At 65.2% G+C, this 25,595-nt stretch carries 20 protein-coding genes; 13 read left to right on the top strand and 7 right to left on the bottom strand.

Features of this window, described 5'->3' with window-relative positions; genetic code table 11:
• The 3 genes from KPL81_RS20515 to KPL81_RS20505 all read left to right on the top strand — a co-directional run.
• Positions 1-946 (top strand): aldehyde dehydrogenase family protein (locus tag KPL81_RS20515; RefSeq protein ID WP_219793702.1); only part of this gene is annotated, 946 nt, incomplete at its 5' end.
• 3 nt (positions 947-949) lie between these two features.
• Positions 950-2,119, top strand: a complete 1,170-nt coding sequence (locus KPL81_RS20510; RefSeq protein WP_219793701.1) for a fumarylacetoacetate hydrolase family protein — start codon at positions 950-952, stop codon at positions 2,117-2,119.
• Positions 2,120-2,245: 126 nt separating this feature from the next.
• Positions 2,246-3,025: a FadR/GntR family transcriptional regulator gene (locus tag KPL81_RS20505; protein ID WP_209477135.1), complete on the top strand. Its 780-nt coding sequence runs from the start codon at positions 2,246-2,248 to the stop codon at positions 3,023-3,025.
• Here KPL81_RS20505 and KPL81_RS20500 read toward each other — a convergent pair.
• From KPL81_RS20500 to KPL81_RS20475, 6 genes are all read right to left on the bottom strand, one after another.
• On the bottom strand, positions 3,015-3,929 hold the full coding sequence (locus KPL81_RS20500; protein ID WP_240549421.1) for an SMP-30/gluconolactonase/LRE family protein: 915 nt from the start codon (positions 3,927-3,929) through the stop codon (positions 3,015-3,017). The genes KPL81_RS20505 and KPL81_RS20500 overlap by 11 nt on opposite strands.
• Positions 3,926-5,671, bottom strand: a complete 1,746-nt coding sequence (locus KPL81_RS20495) for an IlvD/Edd family dehydratase (RefSeq protein ID WP_209477133.1) — start codon at positions 5,669-5,671, stop codon at positions 3,926-3,928. Before KPL81_RS20495 ends, KPL81_RS20500 begins: the two co-directional genes overlap by 4 nt.
• 24 nt (positions 5,672-5,695) lie before the next feature.
• Entirely contained in the window at positions 5,696-6,706 is a 1,011-nt protein-coding gene (gene araH / locus KPL81_RS20490) for an L-arabinose ABC transporter permease AraH (RefSeq protein ID WP_219793700.1), read from the bottom strand.
• A 68-nt stretch (positions 6,707-6,774) separates the two neighbouring features.
• Positions 6,775-8,268: an L-arabinose ABC transporter ATP-binding protein AraG gene (gene araG, locus KPL81_RS20485; RefSeq protein WP_219793699.1), complete on the bottom strand. Its 1,494-nt coding sequence runs from the start codon at positions 8,266-8,268 to the stop codon at positions 6,775-6,777.
• 2 nt (positions 8,269-8,270) lie between these two features.
• A complete protein-coding gene (locus KPL81_RS20480; RefSeq protein ID WP_209477127.1) occupies positions 8,271-9,266 on the bottom strand; it encodes an arabinose ABC transporter substrate-binding protein in 996 nt (331 codons plus the stop codon).
• A gap of 52 nt (positions 9,267-9,318) precedes the next feature.
• A complete protein-coding gene (locus KPL81_RS20475; protein ID WP_219793698.1) occupies positions 9,319-10,545 on the bottom strand; it encodes an aldose epimerase family protein in 1,227 nt (408 codons plus the stop codon).
• Positions 10,546-10,702: 157 nt separating this feature from the next.
• Here KPL81_RS20475 and KPL81_RS20470 point away from each other — a divergent pair, with 157 nt between their 5' ends.
• The gene (locus tag KPL81_RS20470) at positions 10,703-11,659 is read left to right on the top strand and encodes a LysR family transcriptional regulator (RefSeq protein WP_209477123.1); all 957 of its coding nucleotides are present in this window, start codon (positions 10,703-10,705) and stop codon (positions 11,657-11,659) included.
• A gap of 12 nt (positions 11,660-11,671) precedes the next feature.
• Here the strand turns inward: KPL81_RS20470 and KPL81_RS20465 are convergent, their stop codons facing one another.
• Positions 11,672-12,598 carry a Gfo/Idh/MocA family protein gene (locus KPL81_RS20465; RefSeq protein ID WP_219793697.1) on the bottom strand — a complete coding sequence of 309 codons (927 nt, stop codon included), beginning with the start codon at positions 12,596-12,598 and terminating at the stop codon, positions 11,672-11,674.
• Positions 12,599-12,734: 136 nt separating this feature from the next.
• On the opposite strand from KPL81_RS20465, the gene KPL81_RS20460 reads away from it, so the two are divergent.
• From KPL81_RS20460 to KPL81_RS20420, 9 genes are all read left to right on the top strand, one after another.
• The gene (locus KPL81_RS20460; RefSeq protein WP_219793696.1) at positions 12,735-13,754 is read left to right on the top strand and encodes a TRAP transporter substrate-binding protein; all 1,020 of its coding nucleotides are present in this window, start codon (positions 12,735-12,737) and stop codon (positions 13,752-13,754) included.
• 68 nt (positions 13,755-13,822) lie between these two features.
• Entirely contained in the window at positions 13,823-14,419 is a 597-nt protein-coding gene (locus KPL81_RS20455) for a TRAP transporter small permease subunit (protein ID WP_219793695.1), read from the top strand.
• Entirely contained in the window at positions 14,419-15,720 is a 1,302-nt protein-coding gene (locus KPL81_RS20450; protein ID WP_219793694.1) for a TRAP transporter large permease, read from the top strand. Before KPL81_RS20455 ends, KPL81_RS20450 begins: the two co-directional genes overlap by 1 nt.
• 27 nt (positions 15,721-15,747) lie before the next feature.
• Positions 15,748-16,734, top strand: a complete 987-nt coding sequence (araD1, locus tag KPL81_RS20445) for an AraD1 family protein (RefSeq protein ID WP_219793693.1) — start codon at positions 15,748-15,750, stop codon at positions 16,732-16,734.
• Between the two features lie 19 nt (positions 16,735-16,753).
• A complete protein-coding gene (locus KPL81_RS20440) occupies positions 16,754-18,331 on the top strand; it encodes an aldehyde dehydrogenase (NADP(+)) (protein WP_219793692.1) in 1,578 nt (525 codons plus the stop codon).
• A gap of 267 nt (positions 18,332-18,598) precedes the next feature.
• Entirely contained in the window at positions 18,599-19,117 is a 519-nt protein-coding gene (locus tag KPL81_RS20435) for an Hcp family type VI secretion system effector (protein ID WP_209477115.1), read from the top strand.
• 241 nt (positions 19,118-19,358) lie between these two features.
• Positions 19,359-21,455, top strand: coding sequence for a type VI secretion system Vgr family protein (locus KPL81_RS20430; RefSeq protein ID WP_219793691.1), 2,097 nt, complete (start codon positions 19,359-19,361; stop codon positions 21,453-21,455).
• On the top strand, positions 21,440-22,291 hold the full coding sequence (locus KPL81_RS20425) for a DUF4123 domain-containing protein (RefSeq protein ID WP_219793690.1): 852 nt from the start codon (positions 21,440-21,442) through the stop codon (positions 22,289-22,291). The genes KPL81_RS20430 and KPL81_RS20425 overlap by 16 nt, the downstream gene beginning before the upstream one ends.
• Positions 22,288-25,581 carry a hypothetical protein gene (locus tag KPL81_RS20420; protein ID WP_219793689.1) on the top strand — a complete coding sequence of 1,098 codons (3,294 nt, stop codon included), beginning with the start codon at positions 22,288-22,290 and terminating at the stop codon, positions 25,579-25,581. The genes KPL81_RS20425 and KPL81_RS20420 overlap by 4 nt, the downstream gene beginning before the upstream one ends.
• The last annotated feature ends 14 nt before the right edge of the window (positions 25,582-25,595 follow it).

Here is a 25,595-nt window from a genome sequence, read left to right as displayed (position 1 = left end):
GGGCGTGTTCTCGCTGCTGTTCGGTTCGGGCCGCGAGATCGGCCAGGCGCTGGTGGCCGACCCGCGCATTCAAGCCGTCGGCTTCACCGGCTCCCGCGGCGGCGGCACCGCGCTGATGAAGACGGCACAATCGCGCCCGCAGCCGATCCCGGTCTACGCCGAGATGAGTTCGATCAACCCGGTGTTCCTGCTGCCGGAGGCGTTACGTGCCCGTGGGGCGCAGATCGCCGAGGGCTTCGTCGCCTCGCTCAACATGGGCGCCGGGCAGTTCTGCACCAACCCCGGGCTGGTGATTGCGGTGAAGAGCCCCGAGCTCGACGCCTTCGTCGAGGCGGCGGGCGATGCGCTCAAGGGCAGCGCCGCCCAGACCATGCTCACCCCGGGCATCCACGACGCCTACCAGCAGGGTGTGGGCCGGCTCTCGTCGAACGACAAGGTCAGGGAAGTCGCCCGCGGCCAGGCCGGCGAATCGGCCCACCCGTGCCAGGCGGGGCTCTACGTCACCGCGGCCGAGGATTTCCTGGCCGATCCCGAGCTGCAGGAGGAGGTGTTCGGTGCTACCTCGCTGGTGATCGAGTGCACCGACCTGGCGGAGGTGAAGCGCGTGGCGAGCCAACTCGAAGGCCAGCTTACCGCCACGCTGCAGATGGACGACGGCGACCTCGACGCGGCCAAGGCGCTGCTGCCGATCCTCGAGCGCAAGGCGGGGCGCATTCTCGCCAACGGCTGGCCGACGGGCGTCGAGGTATGCCACGCCATGGTCCACGGCGGGCCCTACCCGGCCACCTCCGACAGCCGCACCACCTCGGTGGGCAGCGCGGCGATCTTCCGCTTCCTGCGCCCGGTGTGCTACCAGGCGCTGCCTGAAGACTTGCTGCCCGAGGTGCTGCGTGACGGCAACCCCTGGGGTGTGTCACGGTTGGTCGATGGCAAACGCGAGGCATGAGACGTGAACGACAACGAGACGAACGTTTATCTTCCCCACGACGTGGAGCAGGCCCTGCTGGTGGGCCGCGTATGGCGCGCTGACGGCGGACCGAGCACGGCCGCCGGCCCCGCCCTGGTAGTGGTACGCCAGGGCGAGGTGATCGATATCTCCGCCCAGTGCGACTGCATGGCCGACCTGCTCGATCGCGACGATGCCGCCGCCTTCGTGCGGCGAGCCGAAGGCGAATCGCTGGGCCCCGTCGCCACCCTGCTGCAGAACTCGCTGGCCGAACCACAAATCACTCCTTACCTGCTCGCACCCTGCGACGTGCAGGCGATCAAGGCCTGCGGCGTGACCTTCGCTGTGAGCCTGTTGGAGCGAGTGATCGAGGAGCAGGCCGGCGGCGACGCCGCCAAGGCCAGCCAGTTGCGCGCCGAGCTCAACGAGGTGATCGGCCAGGACCTGTCGCGCATCGCACCGGGCTCCGACGAGGCCATGGCGCTCAAAGCGGCGCTGCAGGCACGTGGCGCCTGGTCCCAGTACATGGAGGTGGGCCTCGGCCCGGATGCCGAAGTGTTCACCAAGTCGCAGCCGTTCTCATCGGTGGGTTTCGGCGCCCGCGTCGGCCTGCATCCGGCGTCGCAATGGAACAACCCCGAGCCGGAAATCGTGCTGGCGGTGGATGCCCTGGGCGCGCCCAAGGGCGCCACGCTCGGCAACGATGTCAACCTGCGCGACGTCGAGGGCCGCAGCGCCCTGCTGCTGGGCAAGGCCAAGGACAACAACGCCTCCTGCGCCATCGGTCCGTTCATTCGCCTGTTCGACGAACGCTTCACGCTGGACAGCGTGCGCCAGGCCCACGTGACACTGCGCATCGAGGGCGAGGACGACGGCTTCCTGCTCGAAGGCGAGAGCGACATGCGTGAGATCAGCCGCGACCCACTGGACCTGGTGCGCCAGACCGTCGGTGCGCATCACCAGTATCCGGACGGTTTCATGCTGTTCCTTGGTACCATGTTCTCGCCGATTCAAGACCGCGACGGCGAGGGCCAGGGCTTCACCCACCATATCGGCGACAGCGTCACCATCGCCACGCCGGCGCTGGGCGCACTGGTCAATCGGGTCGACCGCTCCGACAAGCTGCCGCCTTGGACCTTCGGGATACGCCAGTGGCGGGCTCATCAGCGCTGAGATCAAGAACAGGGCCCCCTAGGTCGCAGTGGCAGGGCGTGGCGCCCTGGCATTGCGACCTAGGCCGCATTGCCCATATGTTGAACATATGGCACTTTATGTGGCAAATCATCGACATGAGCTGCCATGACCGCGACACTGCCCAAGCGCCCCGTAAAGCCCGCCCGCCCCAGCGTGGTGGAGTACCTTGCCGAAGCCATCTTTTCCGGTCGCTACCAGCCCGGTGACTTCGTGCCCAAGGAGATCGACCTCTGCGAGCAGTTTGCGATCAATCGCTCGGCGGTGAGGAGCGACCTGCGTCAGCTTGTCGATGTCGGCATCATTGCGCGGATCTCCGGCCACGGCTCCAAGGTGCGCGACTACGAGGAGTGGAACATCCTCGATCCCTCGGTGACCGAGTGGATGACCCGCTACGCCTCGCCCAACCCGCGCATCCAGCGCGAGATCCTGGCCTTCCGGCTCGACGTCGAACCCTACGTGGCGATGACGGCGGCGCGGCGCGCCAAGGCGCTCGATCTGGTCGCCATCGAGGAGGCACTGGAGGGCATGAGCCGTCACCTGCATGCCGAGAGTGCCGAAGAGAAGCAGCGCTACAGCGACCATGACGTCGCCTTCCACGTGGCCATCTTCAAGGCCAGCCATAACATCGTCTGGGCGCAGCTCTCGCATATCCTGCGCCCATCAATCCATCTGCTGGTGGAAACTTCAAACGACAGTACCGCCGACCCCGAGGCCAGCTTCGAGCGTCACCGCCAGGTGATGGAGGCGATTCGCGCCCGCCGGCCCCGCGAGGCCTTCCTGGCTGCCCGCGAGGTACTGCAGGGTACCGCCGAGGCACTGGGCATCGAGCCGGGAGATGGGACGTTGGGCAGCTGGCTCGAGGTGGCACCCACCGCTACGCCTTGAAGGCCGGCGAGGGCAGGCCGCGAACGCCAGGCTTCACGCGGAACAGGCTGCCCGCCAGCGCTTCCTGATCGCGGCCATCAGCCGCGGTGGTGATGAAGAGCTGATCCAGCTCGGGTCCGCCAAAGGTGCAGGATGTCACCCGCGAGGCGGGCAGGATCAAGGTCTCGCTCAGTGTTCCCTCGGGCAGGAAGCGGCTGACCCGCCCGCCGCCCCAGTGGGCGATCCACAGGCCGCCCTCCGCATCGCAGGTCATGCCATCAGGAAGGCCCTGAGTACCGTCGAAGCGCAGGTGTTCGCGCTTGCCGGAAAGCCCATCAAGCGAAAGATCAAAGGCATAGACGAGGCCGGCCGCCGTATCGCTGTGGTAGAGCGTCCTGCCATCGGGGCTTATGGCAGGACCGTTGGCGACACCGTAGCCATCATCGACCCGGCGAAGCTTCGTCCCGTCGAGGCAATAGAGGGCACCCCGGCCCGGCTCACCCTTCCCGCCCTCTCTCTCCTTCATCGAGCCGAACCAGAGCCGCCCCCGGTCATCCACAGCCGCATCGTTGAAGCGGTTGCCTTCCGGCTCGTCGGGCGTGGTCCATCCGCCGACGATATTCGGCCCGTCCTCGTCGAGACGCAGGTGCACCAGCCGCGAGGCGAGCCCGGCAATGAAGCCATCGCCGTCATCGCGCGGCACCAGCCAGCAGCACGCCTCGTCGAGCGTCCAGTGGCGGGTTCTACCGCTGGCGAAGTCGTGTTCATGCAGGCTGCGCCCCAGGATATCGACGAACAGCAGCTGACCGGCCTCTCCGCGCACGGGGCACCACAGCGGCCCTTCCCCCAGCCGGGCCCGCCCCGACCAGGCGCACTGGATCATCGAGCCGTCGACCATGCGCCGTTCGCCTCCCAACCGGTTCAATGCGAATGTCTCGGCACTTCGGCGCCACGCGAGCCCCGCAGGAAATCGAAGTCGCACCCCTCATCGGCCTGCAGCACGTGTTCAATGTAAAGCTGGCGATAGCCGCCATCGCTGGCGATATGCCGCGACTTGGCGGTGGGATCGCTCTCGGCCAGGCGTGCCTCGAGTTCAGCGTCGCTGATGTCCAGATGCAGCCTGCCGGCATCGCAGTCGAGTTCGATCCAGTCGCCGTTGCGCACCGCGGCGAGCGGCCCACCGGCCGCCGCCTCGGGGGCCACGTGCAGCACCACGGTGCCGTAGGCGGTGCCGCTCATACGCGCATCGGAGATACGCACCATGTCGGTCACGCCCTGCTCGAGCAGCTTCGCCGGCAGGCCCATGTTGCCGACCTCGGCCATGCCGTGATAACCACGAGGTCCGCAGTTCTTCATCACCAGTATGCTATCGGCGTCGACCTCGAGCTCGGGGTCGTTGATGCGTGCCTTGTAGTCGTCGAAGTCCTCGAACACCACCGCCCGGCCACGATGGGTCATCAGTTCGGGACTAGCAGCCGAGGGCTTGAGCACCGCCCCGCGCGGCGCCAGGTTGCCGTGCAGTACGCACATGCCGCCATCCTCGCGCAGGGGATTGTCCAATGGACGGATGACCTCGTCGTTGTAGAGCGGCGCATCCTTGACGTTCTCCCACAGCGTCTTGCCGTTGACCGTGAGCGCCTCCTTGTGCGGCAGGCGGCCGGCCTCGCCCAGCCGGCGCAGCACCGCGGGCAGTCCGCCAGCATAGTAGAACTCCTCCATCAGGAAGCGTCCGGAGGGCTGCAGATCGACGATGGTCGGCGTACCACGGCCGACCCGGCTCCAGTCGTCGAGATCGAGCTCGACCCCGACTCGCCCGGCAATCGCCTTGAGATGGATCACCGCGTTGGTCGAGCCGCCGATGGCAGCGTTGGTGCGAATGGCGTTCTCGAAGGCCTGCTTGGTCAGGATCTTGGAGAGCGTGAGATCCTCGTCGACCATCTCGACGATGCGGTTACCGGAGAGATGCGCCAGCACGTAGCGCCGCGCGTCCACCGCGGGAATCGCCGCGTTGTGCGGCAACGAGGTGCCCAGCGACTCGGCCATGCAGGCCATGGTCGAGGCCGTGCCCATGGTGTTACAGGTGCCCGCCGAACGGGACATGCCGGCCTCGGCGGCCATGAAATCATGAATCGAGATCTTGCCCGCCTTGACCTGCTCGGAGAGTTGCCAGACCACGGTGCCGGAACCGATGTCCCTGCCCTCATGCTTGCCGTTGAGCATCGGCCCGCCGGTCACCACGATGGTGGGGATGTCGCAGCTCGCCGCGCCCATCAGCAGTGCCGGCGTAGTCTTGTCGCAGCCCACCAGCAGCACTACCGCATCCAGCGGGTTGCCGCGGATCGATTCCTCCACGTCCATGCTCGCCAGGTTGCGGGTGAACATGGCCGTGGGGCGCAGCAGCGACTCGCCGTTGGAGAACACCGGGAACTCCACCGGATAGCCGCCCGCTTCCAGCACGCCCTTCTTGACGTGTTCGGCCAGCTTGCGGAAGTGCGCGTTGCAGGGCGTGAGTTCCGACCAGGTGTTGCAGATGCCGATGATCGGCTTGCCTTCGAACTCGTGGTCCGGAATGCCCTGGTTCTTCATCCAGCTGCGGTACATGAAGCCGTTCTTGTCGGCGGTGCCGAACCACTCGGCGCTGCGCAAGGGACGCTTGCGGTCGGTCATACGAGGTCTCCTGGAACCGAAGGATCACGCACGCTGGCGTCGGGTCTGCTTCCAGCGGTCGAACATTACCGCCAGCAGCAGGATCGCGCCGCGTACTAGGTACTGATAGAAAGTGGGAACGTTGAGCAGGCCCATGGCGTTCTGCACGCAGCCCATGATGAGAACGCCCACCAGCACGCCAGTGATGGTTGCCACGCCGCCGGAGAGGGCCACGCCGCCCAGCACACAGGCCGAGATGACGGCGAGCTCCAACCCCATCGAGGTATTGGGATCGCCAAGTCCCATGCGCGAGGTGAGCAGCACCCCGGCAATGCCGGCCACCACGCCCTGCAGGCCGAAGACGATTACCTTGAGCCGGCGCACGTTGACCCCGGCCAGCGCCGCCGCCTCGGGGTTGCCGCCGGTGGCCAGCACGTTGCGCCCGAACGCGGTCATGTTTAGCAGTACGCCGAAGATCACGAAGCAGGCGATCATGGTCCATACCGGCAGGGTCAGGCCGAGGAAGGAGGCGCTGCCGAGGTCGAAGAACTCGGGCACGGTGATCATCACCGCGTCGCCGCCGGAGGTGATGTAGGCCAGGCCGCGCACGAACTCCATGGCGGCGAGGGTGGCGATCAACGAATTGATACCGAACTTCGCCACCACGAAGCCGTTGAAGGCCCCTACCGCGCCCCCGGCGAGTACGCCGCCGAGTACGCCGATCACCACGCTGCCGGAAGCCGAGGTGACCACGGCGGCGACGACGCCGGCGAAAGCGACGATGGAGGCTACCGAGAGATCGACCTCGCCCAGCGCCAGCACCATCATCATGGTGGTGGCGATGGTGCCGATCAGGGTGATGGAGAGCAGCAGGCCCACCATGTTGCGTCCGGTGAAGAAGCCCGGGATGAAAACCGCCAGTGCGATGAACAGGATCAGGAAGATGGCGATCAATCCGGACGTGTCGAGCAGGGTGCGCAGGGGCTTGGGCAGCCCTCGGCGCGGGGGCGCAGCCGTCGCACTGCGGTCTGCCCCTGCGAGTTTTTGGGTAGTCATGTCGTATCCCTCAGATGCCTCTTGTCATGTATTTGTCGATGCGCTTGACGATGCACTTGTAGACAGTCTCAGGCAGGCAGCGCCAACCCCAGCAGACGCTCCTGGGTGGCCTCCTGGCGGGGCACGATGTCAATCAGCGCGCCGTCGCGCATCACGCCGATGCGGTCGCAGATGGAGCTCACCTCAGCCAGATCGCTGGAGATCACGACGACGCTCTTGCCCTGCTCGGTCAGCTCGAAGAGCAGGTTGTAGATGTCCCGCCGAGCGCCCACGTCGATACCGCGTGTCGGCTCGTCCATCACGAACAAGTCGATCTTCTCGGATAGCCAGCGCGCCAGAATCACCTTCTGCTGGTTGCCGCCGGAGAGCGTGCCGATGGGCGTACGCGGCCCCGGCGTCTTGATACTCAGCCGCTTGATGTACTCCTCGGCGTTGGCACGTTCTCGGCGCGGGTCGCGCAGCAGCCCCCAGCGCTTGAAGAAGCGCCGGCAGCTTACGTTGAGGTTGTCGGCCACGCTGGCGACGGGAAAGATGCCCTGCGACTTGCGATCCTCCGGGCACATGGCGATGCCCCGGCGGATGGCCTCGCCAGTGCTGGCAAAGCGCCGAGCCACACCCTGGAGGCGCACCTCGCCCGCCTGGGCGGTCTCGACGCCGCATACCAGTCGCATCAATTCGCTGCGCCCCGCCCCCACCAGGCCGAACAGACCGAACACTTCGCCGCGCTTGACCGCGAAGCTCACGGGCGCCCTGAGCCCTCGACCCTCGATGGCGTCGATCTCAAGCATCACCTCGCCCTGCTTACGCTCGCGGTAGCCGTAGACATCCTCGATGTCGCGGCCGACCATCTCGCTGACCAGGGTGTCGTGATCGAGCGTTTCTAGGCTCTGGTGGGTACGAATGTGCTTGCCGTCGCGGAACACGGTGACCGCATCGCACATCTTGAAGACCTCCTCCATGCGATGGGTGACGTAGAGCACCACGCGGCCCTCGTCACGCAGCCGGGCGACGATGCGCTCGAGCTGGCGCGTCTCCTGCACCGACAGGCTGCTGGTCGGCTCGTCGAAGGCGATGATGCGCGCATCGCGCAGCAGCGCGCGGCCGATCTCTATCATCTGCTGCTGGCCGATGGAGAGATCGCGCACCTTGGTCGAGGGGTGGATGCTCCTCTCGCCGAGTTCTTCGAGGATGCGCAATGCCCGCTCGCGCAGCTGGCGTCGGTCGATGAAGCCACGGCTGACCGGAAGCTGGCCGAGAAGCAGGTTCTCGGCCACCGACATGTTTGGCGCCAGCGTCAACTCCTGGTAGATGATGGCGATACCCTGGCCGAGCGCCTCGCGGGCGTTGGCGAACACATGACGCTCGCCGTCGATCCACAGCGCTCCTTCAGTGACGCGGTTGACCCCGCTGAGCACCTTGAGCAGCGTCGACTTGCCGGCACCGTTCTCGCCCATCAGCGCATGTACCTGGCCGGCGTGCACACCGAAGCTGACCCTGTCGAGCGCCCGCACGCCGGGGAAGACCACGCTGATGCCGTCGAATCGAAGATAGGGTTCGGTCATGTTCACAGTCCGAGTTCGGCGCGCACTTCCTGCCAGTTGTCGCGCGTCATCAGGGTGCCGGAGGTTTCGGTGTTGGCCGGCGGCTCTTCACCTTCGGTGATCCAGCGATAGAGATCCTCCGCCGTCTGGCGCCCGTGCTGGGTGGAACTCACCGCCACGGTGCCGTGGAAGCCCGTCGGGTTGCTGCGTGAGAACTCGGCGAAGGCGGCACCCGAGCCGTTGATGCCCACGCCGATCACGTCTTCGGCCCCCAGGCCGTACTGCTCGGTGGCGCGCACGCCGCCCAGCACGCTCTCCTCGTTGAGGGCGTAGATGATCCAGTGCTCGAACTCGCCGCGCTGTGAGATGACCGGCGAGGCGGCCGAGAAGGCGCTGCTGGTATCGGTGTTCTGCTGGGGTGCGTCGAAGATGTTGTCTTCCGGGAATCCCCACTCCAACAACGCGTCGGTGGCACCGTCGGTGCGCTCCTTGGCGGTGGGTAGCTCATAGTTGGTGATGCGCAGCGCGGCGACCTCCTGAGGATCCCAGCCGCGGGCCTCCATCTCGGCGGCAATCGCCTCGCCGACCTGCTGGCCAATCTTGTAGCCGGACATGCCCAGGTGCGGAACCTCCTCCATGGGCTCGCCGTCGCTGCCCACGAAGCGGTCGTCTACCGTGACCACCTTCATGCCGTACTGGTTGGCACGGTTCATGATAGCGGGGCCCAGGCGCACGTCGGGCGGGCAGATGACGAAGCCCTGGGCACCCTGGGAGTTGAGGTTGTCGATGGCACTCAGCACCTCCTGGCCATCCTCGCCGCCCAGTCGGACGACGCTGAAGCCCAGCTCTTCTCCGGCCTGAGTGGCGGCCTCCTGCTCGTTGATGAACCAGGCCTGCTCAGGCTTCTTGACGATGAAGCCTATCTTGACGTCCTCTTCGGCCGCCTGAGCCGCGCCGACGGTTCCGAGCGCCAGGCCGGCACTCAGGGCCAGACGAGTGAAGGTAGTGGTGAAAGTCATGACGTACTCCTAAGTCTCTGCATGTGTTGTTGTTGATGTTCAGACTCTTGGATCATGTGCCCGGGGCTTCTTCCTGGGCGGAGAACCGGTAGATCGTGCGCGTGCGATAGGTCTCCCCCGGCTCGAGAATCGTCGACGGAAAGTCGATCTGGTTGGGGGAGTCGGGGTAGTGCTGGGTCTCCAGCGCGAACCCGGAGCGATGCTCGTAGGCCTGGCCCCGCTTGCCCGTCAGGTCGCCGGCCAGGAAGTTTCCCGAATAGAACTGGATTGCCGGCTCGGTGGTGGCGATCTCCAGCAGGCGTCCGCTGTCGGGCTCCCACACCTTGGCGGCCAGCACGGGCTCACTGGGAGAAGCAGCCTGCTCGGCAAGAACGAAGTTATGGTCGTAGCCCTTGCCGAAGGTCAGTTGCTCGTTGTCCTGCTCGATGCGCTCGCCGATCGGCGTCGGTTGGGTGAAATCGAATGGTGTGCCTTCGACCGGGCGAATCTCGCCGGTGGGAATCAAGGTGTCGTCCACCGGAGTGAAGGCTTCGGCGTTGATCATCAAATGGTGATCGAGAATGCTGCCGCTGCCCTCGCCCTCGAGGTTGAAGTAGCTGTGCTGGGTGAGGTTGACCGGCGTCGCCTTGTCGGTAGTTGCCCGGTAGTCGACGAGCAACTCATCAGTGTCGGTCAAGGTGTAGGTCACCTCGGTTTCCAGCCGCCCCGGATAGCCCTCCTCGTCGTCCTCGCTGGTATAGCGCAGGACGAGGCCGGCCCCTTCGTCGTTCTCGAACGGCTCGGCCTGCCACAGCACCCTGTCGAATCCCTGCTGACCGCCATGAAGATGGTTGTCTCCATCGTTGCTCGCCAACGTATGGGTTTTCCCGTCGAGAGAGAACTGGCCGTCGGCGATGCGATTGCCGTAGCGCCCGATCAGGGCACCGAAGTAGGGGTTGGCCTGGCGATATTCGTCGGAGAGGTACTCGTCCAGCGCATCGAAGCCCAGCACGATATCGTCGAGTTCGCCCTGCATATCGGGAGTCTTCAGCGAGAGGATGATGCCGCCATAGTTGATGACACGCATCTCGATGCCATTGGCATTGGTAAGGCGATATACATCAACCTGGCGACCGTCGGGCAACTGGCCAAACACCGATTTTTCGACACCGTGCGCGTCGTCGGAAGGCGACTCGGCGCTGCCATGAACCTCGGCCACGCCCAGCAACAGTACGGCAGCCGCCGCACTCAGCGGCAGATGCAAGCCGGCACCGCGCGCCGAAGCGTACGTCAGTGGCATGATCTATCTCCTTGATCCTGGAATTGTTGTTGTCGGTGCGACGCATTCGCCGCGGATACAGCCGCTACAGTAGCCAGGCCTGACATAACCAACCAATACGCAAACTTGTTATTTTTGATATATAAACTGTTATCAAAAAAGAGAACGGAGAGGCACCATGCGCACGCTGGATGACGACTGGTTCCTGCAAGCACGACTAAAGTTGCGCCATTTCCAGCTCTTCCTGGCGCTCGACGAGCAGCGCAACCTGCATCGCGCGGCTGCGCAGTTGGGCATCAGTCAGCCGGCCGCTTCTAAACTCCTCGGCGACATCGAAGCCCAACTGGGCGTCAAGCTGTTCGATCGCCACTCACGCGGGCTCGTGCCTAACTGGTATGGAGAGGTGCTGGTACGGCATGCGCAAGCCATGCTGTCGGATCTTCGCAACACCGGCAAAGAGCTCAATGCCCTGCTCGAGGGCAATGCCGGCAAGGTGGCCATCGGCACGGTAATGGCACCGGCGGTGACCCTGCTGGCCAGCGCCATCGAGCGGGTGCACCGCACCCACCCCAGGCTCAAGGTCAGCGTCGAGGTCGACGTCAGCAAGCGACTGGTGCCGAGGCTGTTGGAGGGCGAGCTGGATTTCGCCATAACGCGAATCCCGGCCGGGTTCCCGACCGACCCGTTCGTGTTCGAGGAGATCGGCGAGGAGGAGATCTGCTTCGTGTGCCGTGAGGGTCACCCGCTGTCGGGAGCTGAACCGCTGACGCTGGAGGCCATGGCCGCCTATCCGTGGGCACTTCAGCCCCAGGGGGCGCTGATGCGCCAACGGGTCGACGCGCTGTTTCTCTATCACGCCATCGCCCCACCGGCGCAGGTCGTCGATACCACCGACATCCTGGTGGCACTGGCGCTGATCGATCGATCGGATACGATCACGGCCACCACGCGCCAGGTGGCCGACCTGCTATGCGCCCCGACGCGCTTTCGCGTCCTGCCTTTCCATCAGCGGCTCAGTGTGCAGCCGTTCGGCCTTGTGAGCCTGAGGCGCCGCCGGCTCTCCCCGGGCGCGGCGACGCTGACGAGCATGATAAGGGAGCTGGTAGCCCATCAGCGCCAGCAAGGACTGATCTAACCCATTTCCAACTCATTCGATGAAGGGCTCCGTCGGCTCGCGCCAGGCAGCAAGGCAGGCATCCGCCACATGCCGCAGCGGGGCCAGGTCGACGTCGCTGCGACGCTCCCGGATCAGCTCGGCGAACCGGGCATAGAGGCCGGGGTACTCGCGCTCCTCGGCATCAAGCAGGCACTCGCCGTCGAGCTCCAGCCGGCAACCGCCCTGCAGCAGGCTGAGCCGCCCCACCTCGGTCTCGACGTGAATGCTCCATATCGGCGGGCTCGGCTGGCGAAAATCGAAGTCGGCCACGATCGGCGTGCCCTCGGTATCGTTGAAGGTCAGCGCCGCGGCGATCGGCGCCTGGCAGTTGCTCGGTACCCACAGCCGCGCATCGCGCAGGAAAAAGGCGCGAGGCAGGATTTCTGTGGCAATCGACAGCGCATTGATGCCGGGATCGAACACCCCCATCCCGGCCGGCTCCCAGATCCACGCCTGGCCCGGGTGCCATACCCGCACGTCCTCCCGCCAGTCGATCTCAACCCTCTGGATGCGCCGCTCCCGCAGCCACTCACGAGCCTGCTCCACGGCCGGGGCAAAGCGCGAGTGCCAGGCGGCGAACAGCGTGCAACCCTGCCGCTCAGCCAGTTCGACCAGATCCTCCACCTCGCTCAGGGTCGCCCCGGGCGGCTTCTCCAGCAATACGCTCCTGCCCTGTTCCAGCGCGATGCGCGCCTGAGAATAGCGCAGGTGCGTCGGCGTGCAGATGGCCACCGCTTCCAGTTCGGGATGCGCCTCGAGCATCTCACCCAGGGCGGCGTAGCCGGGTACCGGCGCGTGCCGGGAATGGGGGTCCGCGGTGGCAACCAAGTGAAAGTCGCGGCTTTCGGTGAGGGCCGGGAGGTGCTGGTCGCGGACGATCTTGCCCACTCCTACCAGGCCGATTTCGATCTCTTGCATGGCCAATTCCTTTGGTTCGGATGGCGAGACGCTACGTCCCGCCTGAGGAAGTCACGACTAAAGTCTATGTTGAACATGAACAGCATATGTTCAACATATAGGCGGCAAGTAACAATTAACAACCCCTGGAGCCCGTATGCTCAATCTCGCACCCCGTCATATCCTCATCGGCTCGGCTCTGCTGCTGGGCCTCTCCACGGCCCACGCCGCCGAGTATGAGTGGACCTTCCAGGCCTCCGAGACCTCCGGCGAGCCCAGCTTCAAGATCAAGCAGGAGTGGGCCGAGCGCATCTCCCGCATGACCGATGGCCGCGTCGAGATCGAGGTCATGCCGATCAATGCCGTGGTCGGCCCGACCGAGACGCTGGATGCGGTGAGTTCCGGCATCCTGCAGGGCCACATGACCGACCCCAGCTATTTCTCGGGGCGCGACCCCGCCTTCGGCATGCTGGGTAACCTGGTCGGCGCCTGGCAGGACCCCTACGATTTTCTCGAGTACATGAAGCACGGCGGCGGCGAAGACCTCTACAACGAGCTGGTCGAACCCTACGGCGTGCACCTGATCGGTGCGGCCACCTTCCCGCTGGAGTCGGTCCCCTCCACCGTGCCGATCGAGTCCTTGGAGGACTTCGAAGGCCTCAAGATCCGCGCCCCGCAGGGCATGGTCTATAACGTCTTCGAGCGCATCGGGGCAAGCCCCGTCAACCTGCCCGGCTCCGAAGTCTATACCGCGCTGGAGAAGAAGGTCATCGATGCCGCCGACTCCACCGTGCTCTCCAACAACGACGCCATGGGCCTGCACGCCTTCGCGCCCTACCCGCTCTACCCCGGCTTCCACTCGATGCCGATGATCGCCGTGTCGATCAACAAGCAGATCTGGGATGAGCTGCCGGAAGAGCTGCAGACGACTCTCGAGACCGCCTTCGACGGCATGGCCTACGACCTGATCGCACGGCTCAAGGCCCAAGACATCGAGACCCTGCAGCGCCTGCAGGAAGACCCGGACGTTCACCCCTACGACCTGCCCGCCGAGGAGCGTCACAAGTTCAGCGCCGCTGCGGAAGCGGAATGGCAGGAGTGGGCCGACGAGAACGAGATGACCCAGAAGGTCTACGACTCCGCCACCGCCTTCCTGCGCTCGCGCAACCTGCTCTGAACCACACACCGGCAACCGCTGCGGGCCGCCAGGCGTCTGGCGGCCCGCAGCGCCACTAGAGATACGCCATGTCGCAGCAACAGCATGACCCCAAGCCCCTGCCCGAACAGGAACTCGCCGACATCGTAGAGCATGTCGAGGATGTCTCGCCCGAGCGCAACGGTCTTGATCGGCTGGTGTCGAGAGGCGCCCGGGGCGCCGCCTGGATGATCCTGCTGGCCATGGCCATCAGCGTAGTCGAGGTCTTCCTGCGCTATGGGTTCAATTCCCCCACCTCCTGGGTCCATGAGAGCGTGGTATTCCTCATCGCGATCAGCTTCGCCCTGGGCGGCCCTGCCGCCATGGCACGCAATAGCCACATCCGGGTCAAGGTGCTCTACGACAACGTCGGCCCGCGCCTCAGGGGCTGGATGGATCGCTTCAACGACCTGGTGACGCTGGGTTTCTGCCTGGCCATGAGCTACGCCGCCTTCACCATGTTCTGGACAGCGTCTCACAGTCCGCTCGGCGAATGGCGCCTGGAGCGCTCCGGCACCTCCTGGAACCCCCCATTTCCGGCCCTGGTCAAGGGCATGATCCTGTTCGCCCTGGCGCTGATGACACTGCAGGCATTGTTGCACTTGATCCAGTCGTTGCGGGCTCGCCCCCGCCGGGAGGTGCGCTGATGGATATCTCGACCGCTACCCTGCTGATGGTCGGGGCCATCTTCGCGCTGCTGGTGACAGGCCTGCCGCTGGCCTTCATCACCGGCCTGGTGGCGATGGCCTTCACCTTCGGCTGGTTCGGCGAAACCGCGCTGCCGCTGATCACCAGCCGCGTCTACGGCTTCATCACCGAGTACTCGCTGGTTGCGGTGCCGATGTTCGTGCTTATGGCCTCGCTGCTCGACCGCTCCGGCATCGCCAAGGATCTGTTCAACGCCATGCGCGTGTTCGCCGGCCGCCTGCCCGGTGGCGTGGCGGTGCAGACCATCGTGGTGGCGTTCTTCCTCGCCGCGCTGTCCGGAATCATCGGCGGCGAGATCGTGCTGCTGGGCATCCTGGCGCTGCCGCAAATGCTGCGCCTGGGCTACGACAAGCGCCTGTCGATCGGCGTGGTATGTGCCGGCGGCGCGCTGGGCACCATGATGCCGCCGTCGATCGTGCTGATCATCTACGGCCTGATCGCCAGCGTCTCGATCGCCGAGCTATTCACCGCGGCGATCACGCCTGCCGTCATTCTGATGGGCTCCTACATCGCCTACGTACTGGTGCGCTGCCTCAAGAATCCCGACATGGGACCGCCGTTGACCGAGGAGAGCCAGGACAACCCCTTCACCGGCAGGCTCGACGCCGCCAAGGCAATATTGCTCCCCGGGCTGATCGCCTTCCTGGTGCTCGGTACCATCTACGGCGGTATCGCCTCGGTCACCGAAGCGGCGGCCATGGGCGTGTTCGGTGTCATCCTGGCGATCATAGTGCGCCGCGAATTCTCGCTCTCCATGCTGCATCACAGCCTGGGCCAGACGCTCAACACCTGCGGCATGATCATCTGGATCGGTATCGGCGCCGCCGCCCTGGTCGGCGTCTACAACCTGATGGGCGGCAACCGTTTCGTCTCGGGCCTGATCCTGGGCCTCGAGGTGGCACCGATCGTCATCATCCTGGTGATGATGGGCATCATGCTGGTGCTCGGCCTGTTCCTCGACTGGATCGGCATCGCCATGCTCGCCCTGCCGATCTTCCTGCCCATCGTCACCGAGCTGGGCTTCGACCCGATCTGGTTCGGCATCCTGTTCGCCGTGAACATGCAGGTCTCGTTCCTGTCGCCGCCCTTCGGCCCGGCGGCGTTCTATCTCAAGAGCGTGGCGCCGCCGGAGATCAGCCTCAAGGATATCTATGTCTCGGTGCTGCCGTTCATGCTCATCCAGCTCTGCGTGCTGGCCGCCCTGCTGTTGTGGCCGCAACTGGCGATCTGGCCACTCTAACCAATTTCCAATACGAGGAATCGCGCCATGCGCCTGATTCAATGCGAGCACCATGGCCGTATCCACGCGGCCCGGGTCGAAAGCGACCGTGAAGTGCGCCTGCTCGACAGCGACACCTACACACTGTCCCGCCGCGCCATCAGCGCGGGGCAATCGTTGGCCGCCACCGTCGAGTCGGCACTCACCGAGACCCGCCTCGACTACCAGCGACTGGTCGACGAGAAACGCCTGCTGCCGCCGCTGACCCACCCCGACCCGGCCCACTGCCTGGTGACCGGCACCGGCCTCACTCATCTGGGCAGCGCCGATACGCGCTCGGCGATGCATGCGAAAACACAGGTGAGTGAAGCGGAGCTCACCGACTCCATGCGCATGTTCAAGCTCGGTGTGGACGGCGGCAAGCCCGCGGCAGGCAGCGTTGGCGCCCAGCCGGAATGGTTCTACAAGGGCGATGGCAGCTGTGTCGTCGCGCCCGAGACGGAGATTCCCGTGCCGCCCTTTGCCGAGGATGCCGGCGAGGAGCCGGAGCTGGCCGGGCTCTACGTGATCGGCGACGACGGCCAGCCCTGGCGGGTCGGCTACGCCATCGGCAACGAGTTCTCCGATCATGTGACCGAGCGTTTCAACTACCTGTGGCTGGCCCACTCCAAGCTGCGCGCCTGTAGTTTCGGTCCGGAGCTTCTGATCGGTGAGTTGCCCAAACATCTGGAAGGCACCAGCCGCATCGTGCGCGGCAACGAGACGGTCTGGGAGAAGCCCTTCCTCACCGGCGAGGCCAACATGGCCCACAGCCTGGCCAACCTGGAGCATCACCACTTCAAGTATGCGGGCTTTCGCCGTGCCGGTGACGTGCACGTGCACTTCTTCGGCACCGCCACCCTGAGCTTTGCCGACGGCGTCCAGACCCGCGACGGCGACCGCTTCGAGATCGCGCTGAGCGAATTCGGTCGCCCCCTGCGCAATCCACTACGCTTCGAGGCAGACCAGCCAGCCATCGAAGTGAAATCGCTCTGAGAGCAGCAAGGAGTTCGACATGTCCCTGGAAGGCAAGATGCTGATCGGCCGCGAAGCCGTCAGCGGCAGTTCCCAGCCCATCAACGCCGTCAATCCCGCCACCGGCGAGACCCTCGCGCCCACCTATGGCGGCGGCACGACCGCCGAGGTCGAGCGCGCCTGCGAACTCGCCGAGAAGGCCTTTGCCAGCTACCGCGAGACCACCCTCGAAGCGCGCGCCGCCTTTCTCGAGACTGCGGCCTCCGAGATCGAGGCCATCGGCGACGAACTGATCGAGCGCGCCATGGCCGAGACCGGCCTGCCCCGGGCGCGCCTCGAGGGCGAGCGTGGCCGTACCTGCGGCCAGCTGCGCCTGTTCGCCTCGGTGGTGCGCGCCGGCGAGTGGCTCGACCTGCGCCTCGACCCGGCCCTGCCGGAGCGTGAGCCGATGCCCCGCGCCGACCTGCGCCAGCGTCACATTCCGCTCGGCCCCGTCGCCGTGTTCGGCGCCTCGAACTTCCCGCTGGCCTTCTCCGTGGCCGGCGGCGACACCGCCTCGGCGCTGGCCGCCGGCTGCCCGGTGGTGGTCAAGGGCCACTCCGCCCATCCCGGCACCTCGGAGCTGGTGGGTCGTGCCATGCAGCGTGCCGTCGAGAAGAGCGGCCTGCCGGAGGGCGTGTTCTCGCTGCTGTTCGGTTCGGGCCGCGAGATCGGCCAGGCGCTGGTGGCCGACCCGCGCATTCAAGCCGTCGGCTTCACCGGCTCCCGCGGCGGCGGCACCGCGCTGATGAAGACGGCACAATCGCGCCCGCAGCCGATCCCGGTCTACGCCGAGATGAGTTCGATCAACCCGGTGTTCCTGCTGCCGGAGGCGTTACGTGCCCGTGGGGCGCAGATCGCCGAGGGCTTCGTCGCCTCGCTCAACATGGGCGCCGGGCAGTTCTGCACCAACCCGGGCCTGGTCATCGCGGTGAAGGGCCCCGAGCTCGATGCCTTCGTCGAGGCGGCGGGCGAGGCCGTGAAGGGCAGCGCCGCCCAGACCATGCTCACCCCGGGCATCCACGACGCCTACCAGCAGGGCGTGGGTCGGCTTTCGAGCAACGGCAAGGTACGCGAAATCGCCCGCGGCCAGGCCGGTGAATCCGCCCACCCGTGCCAGGCGGGGCTCTACGTCACCGCGGCCGCGGACTTCCTGGCTGACACCGAGCTGCAGGAGGAGGTGTTCGGTGCTACCTCGCTGGTGATCGAGTGCACCGACCAGGCCGAGGTGCGCCGCGTTGCTGCCGAGCTCGAAGGCCAGCTTACCGCCACGCTGCAGATGGACGACGGCGACCTCGACGCGGCCAAGGCGCTGCTGCCGATCCTCGAGCGCAAGGCGGGGCGCATTCTCGCCAACGGCTGGCCGACGGGCGTCGAGGTATGCCACGCCATGGTCCACGGCGGGCCCTACCCGGCCACCTCCGACAGCCGCACCACCTCGGTGGGCAGCGCGGCGATCTTCCGCTTCCTGCGCCCGGTGTGCTACCAGGCGCTGCCTGAAGACTTGCTGCCCGAGGTGCTGCGTGACGGCAACCCCTGGGGTGTGTCGCGGCTGGTGGATGGCGAGCGCGAGGTGTAGCGCTCTGCCGCAGCGTCTTTCTAAAACCTATGGCGGCCTACGGCCGCCTTTTCCTTCCCAAGAACCCAATTCGAATTAGGCAATTTATTGCCCGCCGGGCAAGATCTTGCCCGCCCTGGGCAACTTCTTGCCTAATGTTAATTAGCATTACGCCTTGAGAAATGTCTAATTGATTGATTCAAAATGAGTTAGCAAAAAGCGGCACACCTCCTGCTCCTTATGAACCGTCCATCGGGACATTTCATTCACATCGTCAAGGAGCAGACCATGCCGACTCCCTGCTATATCAGCATCGAAGGCCAGACCCAGGGCAACATCACCGCCGGCGCCTTCACCCCGGACTCCGTGGGCAACATCTACGTGGAAGGCCACGAAGACGAGATGCTGGTCCAGGAGTTCAAGCACGTCGTTACCGTGCCCACCGACCCGCAGTCCGGCCAGCCTTCCGGCCAGCGCGCCCACAAGCCGTTCGTCTTTACCGTGGCCCTGAACAAGGCCGTGCCGCTGATGTACAACGCCCTGGCTTCCGGCGAGATGCTGCCCAACGTCGAGCTGAAGTGGTACCGCACTTCCGTGGAGGGCAAGCAGGAGCACTTCTTCACCACCACCCTGACCGACGCCACCATCGTCGACATCAACCTGCGCATGCCCCACGCCCAGGACGTGACCAAGGCCGAGTTCACTCAACTTATGGACGTCTCCCTGGCCTACCGCAAGATCGACTGGGAACACACCGTCGCCGGCACCTCCGGTTCCGACGACTGGCGCGCCCCGATCGAGTCCTGATCGGCTCGCCCTCGCCCCTGCCCGACCGCTCGCCGGGCGGGGGCGATTCGCCTCGCGACGCCAGCGTTCTTCATCGAGCGCTGGCGTCGCGGCGTGTAAGAGATCGCCGACACGGGTTGTCAGCGTTCGTCCCTTCGTGCCGTTTCGCTCTTGTCTTGTCGGATACGGCACGTAACCTACCGTCGCGGCATCTTTCGCCGTGGCGGTGGCTCACCGCATATTCGTCTTCCAGGAGGGAAGCATGGCCGCTGAAACCGGACTCCAATTCACCCTCGCGCTCGCCGGGGCTGACTCGGCCGACCTGGCGGTGGTCGACTTCACCCTGGAGGAGGCGCTCTCCGCGCCCTTCACCCTCACGCTACGCTTCGCCAGCCGTGACGGCAGCCTCGCCGCGAGTGACATCCTCGACCGCCCGGTGAGCCTGACGATCTGGCAGGACGGCGAGGTGCTGCGCCGGGTGCATGCCATCGTCAGTGAGTTCGGTCGCGGCGACCGCGGCCACCGGCGCACGATCTACTCGCTGGTCGCGCGCCCGGCCATCTGGCGCCTGGGCCTGCGCCACAACTCGCGCATCTTCCAGCAGGTCTCGCCGCTCACGGTCATCAACACCCTGTGCGACGAGCGCGGCCTCACCGACGTGGCCTTCGCCGCCACCCGCGAACCGGTCGAACGCGAGTACCTGACCCAGTACCGCGAGAGCGACCTCGCCTTCATCCAGCGCCTGGCCGCCGAGGAGGGGCTGTTCTACTTTCATGAGTTTGAAGATGCTCCCGGTGGCACTCACCGCCTGGTGTTCGCCGACGCGCCCCAGGTGCTGGACCACCTGGGCAGCCGCACCTACCACGGCCGCGCCGGCGGCACCCCGCCGAGCCGCCACGTGCGCAAGCTCGAACAACTCGCCCGGGTCGCCCCGGCTTCGGTCACACTCAAGGACACCTCGTTCAAGAACCCCGCCTACGCCCAACTCCATGAACACGCCGCGGACGGCCTGGAAGAACACGCCCAAAGAGACGACTACGAACACTACGACTACCCCGGCCGCTACAAGGCCGACGCCTCCGGCGAGGCCTTCACCCGCATTCGCCTGGAGCACCTGAGAAGCGACGCCCTGACCTGTAGCGCCGAGAGCGACCTGCCCGAACTCGCTCCGGGGACGCGCTTCACCCTCACCGACCACGATCTCGACGAGCTCAACCGCGACTGGCAGGTAGTGTCGGTCACGCACACCGGCAGCCAGCCCCAGGCGCTGGAAGAGGATGGTGTCACTCAGCGTGACGGGGAAGGAATGGGCATGACCAAGTTCGACAACGAACTGGTGCTGATACCCGCCGACCAGGCCTGGCGTCCCAAACCCAACGCCAAGCCAAGAGTCGACGGCCCGCAGGTCGCCTTCGTCGTCGGCCCCGAGGGCGAGGAGATTTATTGCGACGAGCACGGCCGGGTCAAGGTCCAGTTCCCCTGGGATCGCTACGCCGAACCCAATGAAACGGCCAGCGCCTGGGTGCGCGTCTCCCAGGGCTGGGCCGGCGGCGGCTACGGCAGCATCGCCATCCCGCGGATCGGCCATGAAGTGGTGGTCAGCTTCCTCGAGGGCGATCCCGACCAGCCGCTGATCACCGGGCGCACCTACCACGCGGTGAATACCCCGCCCTACGAACTGCCGGAACACAAGACCCGTACCGTCCTCCGCACCCAGAGCCACAAGGGCGAAGGGTTCAACGAACTTCGCTTCGAGGACGAGGCCGGCGAGGAGCAGATCTGGCTGCACGCCCAGAAGGACCTGGAACTGCTCACCAATAACGACCGCACCGAGGAGATCGGCCACGACAGCTTCCTCACCGTGCATCACGACCGCATCGGCGAAGTCGACGCCGACGAGCACCACACCGTGCGCGGCAACCGGCACGAGCAGACCGACGCCAACCAGCACCTCACGGTACAGGGCACGCTGCACGTCAAGGCCGGCCAGGCCTGGCTCAGTGAATGTGGCCGCGAGCTGCACATCAAGGCCGGCCACAAGGTGGTGCTCGAAGCCGGCAGCGAAATGACCCTCAACGCCGGCGGCAGCTTCCTCAAGCTCGACGGCGGTGGCGTGACCCTGGTCGGACCCACGGTGAAGGTCAATGCCGGCGGCAGCCCCGGCTCCGGCTCCGGCCAGGCGGTGGAGATGCCGCTGCTGCCGGGCCGGGCGGTGGCGGAAATTCATGAGGCAATACCGCCTACCTCGCTGCCCAAGCTCAAGGACTATCAGCTCTCCGAGGCGACGCTGCTGCCGCTGTGCGGCAAGCTGAGCGAGACCACCTGCAGCCGGGGGGATTGCCCATGCCTGGCTGGTTGAACCGAATCGGCGAGCGCAGCCACCCGGTCGAGAGCCCGGCGGCCGGTTTCGATGGCCGCCGCCCCCTTTATGCGGTGCTCGACCAGCGCCGTGCCCCGGAACGCTGCGCCGCCCTCGTGGGCCAGCCCGGCTGGAACGACTTCCTGACCCTGTTCGCCGGCACGCCTCTGGCGCCGCTGCTGGACGCCAGCCCCTGGCTGGTCGAACTCACGCCAGGCAGCGAGGCCTGGCAGGCCATCCGTTCGCTATGCACGGGGCAGCGCTTCGGCTGGGCCTTTCAGCCAACACAAGCGACCTCTCCCGATGATCTGGCCGATCACCTGCGCCGCCTGTTCGTGCTCGACGACCCCCACGGCGGCCAGTCGCTGGTGAACCTTCAGGATGGCGCGGCCTGGACGGCACTGCTCGCCGCCGTCAGCGACACCGCCTACGCCCAACTCATCGGGCCGTTGGGGCAGGTCGTCACGCCCACGCCGCTGCCGCACTGGCAGGCGTGGCAGCTCGTCGATGTTGCTAGCGAGACCACGGGCGACACCGTTAACGAGTCCAAGGCACCGCCGCTGACCCAAGCGCTGGAACAGGCCCTCAAGGAGAGTCCACGCGCCTGGTGGCTGAGCCGGGCAACCGATACGCCGCTGCAGGCACTGCCGCCGGAGTGGTTGGAAAGGCTGGGGCAGCTCGCCGAGGTGGGTATCACCCACGGACGGGACAGGAAGCGCCTGTTGCCGCTGATTCGTCAGGCTGGCGATGACACTTGGTATAACGCACGACACATTCTGTCCGACATGAGCCTCACCGAAGCGCAGAAAATCGGCGAACTGGAGCGCCTCTCATGACCACCGATACACGCCCCGGCAGCCTATACGTCCCGCTGTTGCTGCCCGAGTTCCAGCCACCCGCCTTTGAAGGCGGTCAGGAATGCCCTGTGCCGATGGTCTGCGAGACAGCTCCCTGGGCCGACATTATCTATCTCACCGGCACTGGAACGTTCTGGCTACTCACCGAGGAGGTGGCCAAGGCCCTGCACGAAGCCGCCGACGAGCTTGCCGAATGGGTAAAAGTGGAGGACCCCCATCAGCGCTTGGAATATCTCAATAACGACGCCGGCCTGTTGGAATGCTTTCTGCCGGCGCGGCCGGAAAATTTTTTGAATGAAGCCGAGCGCAATCAAGCCCGAGACAAACTGAAACGGTTAGCTGAGCTGATGCAGGAGCGCGGCGATGAAGAAACTGACCCAGCTCAACGCGTAAGCGAGCACAGCCCGCTCACTGAGGACTCATGGTTCTGGGTTTCTCCTCTGATTGTCGGTGCTCCTCGCCTCTGGAATCGTATCTGGAACGCTGAAGAGGCTCGCCTACTGGAAGAGCTTCACGGGTTATACCGCCAAGGCATGGAGCGTGCCAAGGCGGAAAAGTACGTGATCGAAGGCAGCAGCTACTATGGCCCCTGGGAAGCGGAGATCGAGCGGGCACTGGAAACCTATCGCCAATGCCGGGCCGCCGTTCTCCAGAACAATGCCTCCGTCGACCAACCGGGTACCCTGCTACCGGTACGACAGGCCCTGGTGGAATATCAAGCCTTCCTTGCCGACTGTGAGTCGATGTCGCCCAAGGACTCTTCGCGCTGTGGCGTCATTGGCGACTTTATTCATGGCGAAGCTGAACGGCTTGACGCTGAGTTGCAAGCCTACTGCGACAGCATACTTGCCCTTGCCACCCTCGGTGTGGCCACCCCGGAGTGGGCTTTGGCTGCAGTGCCGATGAGTGCGGCTCCCGACGGGTTGGAACGTGGCATCGAAGCCTACGACCATTACAACCAACGGCTCAAGGAGGCCGTCACGATATTCGATGCGGTGGAGGACAAGCTCAACCAGTGGGCTACCGCCACTGCGCGCCGCTCAGCGCTGCCCGTTCACCTCTTCGAGGAGGAGCGCGAAGCTTTCCAGAAGCTGGTGGCGCAGTTGGATGTGCTCTATCAACTGGCCGAAGCCCAGGTAGCGAACATGCGCCCGCAGCGGGTGCTGTTCTGGCAGGCAGATATCACCGATCAGCGCCACGCCCTGGGTTATCGCCGACAGACAATCGACGTATTGGTCCGCAAGGACTTTCCGTTACGTGAGTTTAGCTCGCCCCGTGCCGAGCAGGCGTTGAGCCATGTCAGTCTTCGCCACCTGCTGCGCGACGTGCGTGAAGCGGACCGCCGAGCGCTGCTGCGCGACCTCGAACAGGATGGCGTGCTGCCCGCCACAATGTGGGAGGCCAACGAAACCGCACTCTCCAACTGGCTGGCCCGGCGTGGCTGCGAGCGTATCGAGCGACGTGCCGATTGGTTCGAGGAGCGCCTGGGCTTCTTCATCCCCGAGGCTTTCTTCGATTATCTCGATGTTCAAGGACATGAGGTGCTGTCCCTTCAGCAAGATGGTGCCAGGAGTGCCTGGGCAGAAACACTACAGCGCATCCTATTCACCGGCCACAGCCGGGAGCGCCTGCGCCTGTTCGATGCCAGCGCTCAGGCCCAAATGCTACGCTTGGTGGGCATGCCCCACGCCGCCTTGAACGAGGCGCTGGGTACTCACCTCGACGAGCCGGTCACCCTCGTCGAACGCGAAGCCTCTCTGGCATTCTTCGAATGGGAGCAAGAGACCGAAGCAGGCGGATCGGTAACACAGGAAGTGAAGCACCGTCGAGAAGCGACGGGTGAGCGCAACCTTGGCGGCCCTCGACGCGGCCCCTGGCAGGCTACGGAGGGAGATAACGGCACGAGCTTTGAAGCTGGCGCCAAGTACCAGTTGGAACTTAAAGGCACGTACAGCCTGGCTCGCGGTGAGATCAGCTTGGGTACGCTGCAGTTGCCCAGCGAAAGAGAAGCTCTGCCGTTCGAAGCCGTGCTGACGCAGCGCCAGAATGAGATACGCAATCTTGGCCGCTACTCACTGCAAGTGGCGGCTGTGGCCAAGGGATTTGCCGGCGCCTCCTTGGCACTGACTGCCGAGGCCGGGTTGGGCTTCGATCATAATGGCCTCAAGCTCACCGGGCTCGAGTGGGCACAGCGCGAAGCAGAGGGCGCTGCCCTCAAGGCCTTTGCCGGCGCCACAGTGGGTGTCAATACGCGCTGCAGCATGCGCTGGGAACCACCGGCCGATATCACCCGGCAGTTGCCTCAGCTGGCCGACCGCGACTGGCTGACCATGAGCAATCAACAAACCGAGCTCAATGCCTGGCGCACACTAGGTCATGCCGTGCTGGGTCTGGAGGCGGCCGGCGGGATCGGCGGCGAGCTCGGTCTGCGCTTGGGTATCCATCAGGGCAAGTTCGTCGCCTACTTCAGAGCCAAGGTCGTAGCTGGCAAAGGCGCGGGCGGACAGATCGCCATGGAGCTGGACCTCAAGCAACTGAACCTTTGGTTCATGATGCTCAGCCAGGCACTGCGCGACAACGACTACGCCTTCGTCGACTGGGTCGACCGCGACGCCTTCCAGTTCATGAGCCGGCTTGGCTACCTGGCCGCCACCACCTTGCTCGATATCAGCCTGCTCGCCGCCCGGGGTCTGGACGGCATCCAACGCCTCTACGACCTGATGACCCAGAGCGAGCGGGCGGGGATGATTGCTCATGCCATCGTCAATGACCCCCGGGAGGATAAAATGCGCGCCTGGATACAGCATTTGTCTCCGGAAGCCTTGGGGCCGCTACTCAATACCCTGACGTTCCCGCCTAGCCGGAGCGGCTACACCATCGACGGCGAGCCCTTCGATCGCAACCGGGCCACCGACCTGCAGCAGATCGCCATCGCAAAATGCCTGAGTTGGTTGGAGGAGGGCTACACAACCAGCGGCCACTACGACCTCGCCCAGGCCCGGCACCTGTTTGAGCGCGCAGTGGCGCGAATGTCGCTGGACGGCACCTATGACGAGGCGCGCGGTTGGGGTGTGGCCTACTGTCAGAACCGGTATCGGCTGGATCAGTTTATGAAACGCGATACCGGAAATAGGACCCTTCAAATTCGTAACGCCAAAGAGAGATATGGCCATATCTCTTATCGATTGGGTCTAGAGGTCGATGATTACTGTCAGCTACGCACCTCACCCAGAGGGACCTTTGCCGTCTATACCGATAGGGACCATTGATCTTATGCGCAAAA

The sequence above is a fragment of the Billgrantia antri genome (assembly GCF_019430905.1).
GTDB classification, from domain to species: domain Bacteria; phylum Pseudomonadota; class Gammaproteobacteria; order Pseudomonadales; family Halomonadaceae; genus Halomonas; species Halomonas antri.
Note: the sequence above shows the minus strand (reverse complement) of the source record. Positions and strands in the feature narration are given on the sequence as shown.

Bases quoted from the DNA above. Each gene is read 5' to 3' on its own strand.
- KPL81_RS20480 (WP_209477127.1), bottom strand. From the start codon at position 9,266: ATGACTTTCACCACTACCTTCACTCGTCTGGCCCTGAGTGCCGGCCTG.
- KPL81_RS20455 (WP_219793695.1), top strand. From the start codon at position 13,823: ATGTCGCAGCAACAGCATGACCCCAAGCCCCTGCCCGAACAGGAACTC.
- KPL81_RS20460 (WP_219793696.1), top strand. From the start codon at position 12,735: ATGCTCAATCTCGCACCCCGTCATATCCTCATCGGCTCGGCTCTGCTG.
- KPL81_RS20505 (WP_209477135.1), top strand. From the start codon at position 2,246: ATGACCGCGACACTGCCCAAGCGCCCCGTAAAGCCCGCCCGCCCCAGC.
- KPL81_RS20430 (WP_219793691.1), top strand. From the start codon at position 19,359: ATGGCCGCTGAAACCGGACTCCAATTCACCCTCGCGCTCGCCGGGGCT.
- araD1 (WP_219793693.1), top strand. From the start codon at position 15,748: ATGCGCCTGATTCAATGCGAGCACCATGGCCGTATCCACGCGGCCCGG.
- araG (WP_219793699.1), bottom strand. From the start codon at position 8,268: ATGACCGAACCCTATCTTCGATTCGACGGCATCAGCGTGGTCTTCCCC.
- KPL81_RS20450 (WP_219793694.1), top strand. From the start codon at position 14,419: ATGGATATCTCGACCGCTACCCTGCTGATGGTCGGGGCCATCTTCGCG.
- KPL81_RS20475 (WP_219793698.1), bottom strand. From the start codon at position 10,545: ATGCCACTGACGTACGCTTCGGCGCGCGGTGCCGGCTTGCATCTGCCG.
- KPL81_RS20420 (WP_219793689.1), top strand. From the start codon at position 22,288: ATGACCACCGATACACGCCCCGGCAGCCTATACGTCCCGCTGTTGCTG.
- KPL81_RS20425 (WP_219793690.1), top strand. From the start codon at position 21,440: ATGCCTGGCTGGTTGAACCGAATCGGCGAGCGCAGCCACCCGGTCGAG.
- KPL81_RS20465 (WP_219793697.1), bottom strand. From the start codon at position 12,598: ATGCAAGAGATCGAAATCGGCCTGGTAGGAGTGGGCAAGATCGTCCGC.
- KPL81_RS20440 (WP_219793692.1), top strand. From the start codon at position 16,754: ATGTCCCTGGAAGGCAAGATGCTGATCGGCCGCGAAGCCGTCAGCGGC.
- KPL81_RS20470 (WP_209477123.1), top strand. From the start codon at position 10,703: ATGCGCACGCTGGATGACGACTGGTTCCTGCAAGCACGACTAAAGTTG.
- KPL81_RS20495 (WP_209477133.1), bottom strand. From the start codon at position 5,671: ATGACCGACCGCAAGCGTCCCTTGCGCAGCGCCGAGTGGTTCGGCACC.
- KPL81_RS20435 (WP_209477115.1), top strand. From the start codon at position 18,599: ATGCCGACTCCCTGCTATATCAGCATCGAAGGCCAGACCCAGGGCAAC.
- araH (WP_219793700.1), bottom strand. From the start codon at position 6,706: ATGACTACCCAAAAACTCGCAGGGGCAGACCGCAGTGCGACGGCTGCG.